Below are 3869 nucleotides of genomic sequence, written 5' to 3'. Positions count from 1 at the left end.
ATAGGCGACCACGGCTTTCATCGTGCGGGGAATGTCGTCGAGGGAAGTCGCTTGCGCGGATGTCGCGGTGGAGTCGCTCATGGAAGATCTCCCGTGCTTAAACACATGATCAATATTCGGTCATATGTTTTTAGCTCAGCAGCGGAAAAGACATCAATACGCAACCCGGCAATGCACTCTAAGACTTTAGGCAAACGATTTTCATCTTGTTGATAAACATCAATTTAAAATGAATTCATTTGGCCTGCTACGACTAAAGTTATCGACGAGCACGCGGCAAGACTCGAGAGAATGGGCGGGAAACAAATGCGTTAGAATGGTCTAAATACGATCATATGTTCATTGGAAGGATTGAACGAACATTGCTTGAGCGTGAAGCGCGGGCAGCAAGGCCATTCGAGCCGCATCACTGCGGCGGAGGCGAATCTGGCCTTGCGAGGACGACGGCCGCGGCACCGGGCCGCGGCCGTCGTCCTCGCAGCCGGATCGATCAATCGCGCTTGAAATAGCGTCGCGAGATGGAGTCCAGCGAGATCGCGATCACCACGATGGCGCCGCTCACCATCGACTGCCAGTACGGGGAGATGCCCAGCAGCACGATCACGTTCTCGATGACGCCGATGATCGCCGCGCCGAAGATCGCCCCCAACGGCGTACCGATGCCGCCGGTGGTCGGCACCCCGCCGATCACCGAGGCAGCGATGGGCCCCAGCACCCACGAATCCCCGATGGAGGGCTGCGCCGAGCCCAGCCGGGCGACCATCAGCATGCCGGCCAGCGCCGCCAGGAAGCCCGCGAAGGCGAAGACGCCCAGACGGACACGATCGGCGCGAATGCCCAGCATCCTGGCGGCCGACAGATTGCTGCCGACGGCGTACATGTAGCGTCCGAACGGCGTCTTCAGCGTGATGAAACAGGCGACGACCAGGAACAGCAGCATGATCCAGAACGGTACCGGCAGGCCGGCCCACTTGCCGCTGCCGAGAAAGCCGATGTCGGCGGGGATGCCGGTGATCGCCACTCCCTTGGTGATGACTAGGTTGAGGCCGCCGTAGACCCCCGCCATGCCGATCGTCAGCACCAGCGAGGGCAGCCGGAGCAGCGTCACCAGCAGGCCATTGAGCAACCCGAACAGCGCCCCGATCACCAGACAGAGCGCGAATGCCAACCACGGATTCAGCCCTATCTTCACCATCAGGATGCCGCCGATCACACCGCAGAAACCGCCGATGGCGCCGAGCGACAGGTCCAGCTCCCCCAGGATCATCAGCATCGACTGCGCGATGGTGATCATGCCGATGAAGGCCAGCGACCGGGCGATGATGACCAGGTTGTAGCTGTTCAGGAAATTTTCCGACAGCAGCGACGCCACCACCACGATGAGCGCCAACACCCCCACCACACCGCTCAGAGGATTGCTGACCATGAATCCCATTGCCTTACGCAGCATGCCCGCTTCCCCCGTGACCGTGGATGGCCCCGACCAGCGCGTCTCCGCTGGCCTGGTCGATATGAAATTCCCCGCTGACCTTCCCTTCGTAGAGCGTGACGATGCGATTGGCGCAACGCCGCAACTCATCCATCTCCGATGACACCAGGATGATCCCCACGCCACGCTCGGCCAGCACCTTCATCAACCGGTAGATCTCCATCTTGGTGCGGATATCGATCCCCTTGGTCGGCTCATCGAAGATCAGGATGCGAGGGTCGCAGGCCATGGCGCGCCCGATGATCGCCTTCTGTTGATTGCCCCCCGACAGGAAGGTGATGTTCTTGTTCATGGTCGGGGTCTTGATGTCGTAGTCACGCACGATGTCGCCGACACGCCCACGCTCCAGGCGGGCGTCGATCACGCCGTGGCGGGCCGTGGCGCGCAGCAATGCCATGCCGATGTTGCGGCGCACGCTCTGGCCGGGAAAGATGCCGTGATACTTGCGCTCTTCGGAGAGGTAGAACAGACCGTTGCGGATGGAGTAGTGCGTGTCCCCCAGCCGCCACGCCCGCCCCTCCAACTGGACCTTTCCGGACCGGGCCGGCAGGAAGCCGAACAGGGTCTGCATCACCTCGGAGCGACCAGCCCCGACCAGCCCGGCGAACCCCAGGATCTCTCCCCGTCGCAACGTGAAGGAGACATCCTCGAACCTTTTCCCGCTGAGGCCTTCGACTCGCAGCATGACCTCCCCGCTCCCGCCCTCGGGCTGCAGGCGGCTATCCGTCTTGACCTCCTGCCCCGACATCAGCGACACCAGCTGGCGGTCATCCAGCTGCGACGCCGGCCGCGTCTCGATCTTGCGGCCGTTGCGCAACACGCTGATGGTGTCGCTGATGGCGAACATCTCGTCGAACTTGTGCGAAATGAAGACGACGCCGCAGCCCGAGGACACCACGTCCCGCACCACCCGAAAGACGCGCTCGACCTCGGTCTCCGTCAGCGAGGAGGTCGGCTCGTCGAGGATCAGGATCTTCATCGACTCGTTGGTGCAGGCCCGCGCGATCTGCAGCAGCTGCTGGTCGGAGATGGAGATATGGCGCACCTTGTCGCCGGGCCTGGCCGCGATCTTGAAGCGATCGATCCAGGTCTGTGCCGCCCGTTCCAGCTCGCGGCGCCTGAACAGCCATCCCCCGCGCCGGGAGCGCGAAAAGGGCATGAAAAGATTCTCGGCCACGGTCATGTTGCCGAACAGATTGATCTCCTGCGGGACATAGGCAATGGTCTTGTGCAGGTGATCGTGGCTTGCCGCATCCTGGCCATCGATCATCACGCGCCCCTGGGAGGGCTTCTCGGTGCCGGTCAGAATCTTGACCAGCGTCGACTTGCCCGCGCCATTCTCCCCCGCCAGCGTGTGCACCTGGCCCATCTCGATCTCGAGCACGATGTCATCAAGCGCCTTGACGCCCGGAAACCGCTTGCTGACATGGTCGACGTGCAAGTAAGCCATTGTCGCCTCCCGCGGACTCTCGCGTTGAATCATCGAAACCGCCCCGCCCGCGACACGGCCGCAGGCGAGGGCGCTCCGAGCCTCACTCCATGAAGGAGTCGACGTTATCGGGCGTGATCATGACGTTGCCGGTATCGATGTGATTGGGCGTGATCGCCCCGGTAGCCAGCTGCCACATGTTGATCACCGACCAGTAGCCCTGCATGGTCGGGCGCGAAGCCGACGAGGAGTCCGCCACGCCCTCCTTGATCAGCACCAGCATCTGGCTGAGGTCGTCGAGGCCGACCAGTTGAACCTTGCCGACCTTGTCGGCCTCCTTGATCGCCTGGCCGATACCGACCGGCCCCGCGGCGTCCGAGGCGACCCATCCATCGAGATCCGGATTGGCCTGCATGATCGCGGAGGCCTGCTGCTGCGCGGTGTTGATGTCATCGTTGTCGACGCCGGTCGCGACGACCTCGATACCGTCGTGGGCGTCGAACACGGCCTGCGCACAGCGTGCCCGCTCGGCGTGATTGGGCGCCGTGGGCACCCCCATCATGATCGCCACCTTGCCCTCGCCATCCAGCAGTTCGATCAAGCGGTTGGCCGCCATCTCGGCCTGCTCGCAGAAATCGCTGCCGACTGTGGTCAGGTTCATTCCCTCGGGGTTGATCGAATCGAACAGCGTGATCGGAATCCCCTGCTCCTGGGCCTCCTGCAGCACGGTCCGGTTGCCGCTGGGGTCGAGCAGATCGACGATGATCCCGTCGGGGCGCGTCGAGATGGCGCGCTCGATGATCTCGTTCTGCTGGGCGACATTGGCGCTCTGGGGAGCCGAATACTGAATCTCGACCTCGGAGCCGGTCTGCGCCTTGATCGCGGCGGCAGCCTGCTGTGCGCCCTGGTTGACCTTGTCGAACCAGGGATGAACGACCTTCGGCACCACCC

General features: G+C 62.9%; 3 protein-coding genes. All 3 read right to left on the bottom strand.

All coding sequences use genetic code 11. The features are described from left to right. Positions 1-490: 490 nt before the first annotated feature. On the bottom strand, positions 491-1450 hold the full coding sequence (locus tag AC3AYF_RS19020) for an ABC transporter permease (protein ID WP_295036350.1): 960 nt from the start codon (positions 1448-1450) through the stop codon (positions 491-493). Further along, entirely contained in the window at positions 1440-2939 is a 1500-nt protein-coding gene (locus AC3AYF_RS19015; protein WP_295036351.1) for a sugar ABC transporter ATP-binding protein, read from the bottom strand. Before AC3AYF_RS19015 ends, AC3AYF_RS19020 begins: the two co-directional genes overlap by 11 nt. Before the next feature lie 82 nt (positions 2940-3021). Then, positions 3022-3869 (bottom strand): substrate-binding domain-containing protein (locus tag AC3AYF_RS19010; RefSeq protein ID WP_295036352.1); only part of this gene is annotated, 848 nt, incomplete at its 5' end.

The organism is Salinicola sp., assembly GCF_982684285.1.
Note: the sequence above shows the minus strand (reverse complement) of the source record. Positions and strands in the feature narration are given on the sequence as shown.

Excerpts from the sequence above, each read along its gene's own strand:
- AC3AYF_RS19020 (WP_295036350.1), bottom strand. The coding sequence starts at position 1,450 with ATGCTGCGTAAGGCAATGGGATTCATGGTCAGCAATCCTCTGAGCGGT.
- AC3AYF_RS19015 (WP_295036351.1), bottom strand. The coding sequence starts at position 2,939 with ATGGCTTACTTGCACGTCGACCATGTCAGCAAGCGGTTTCCGGGCGTC.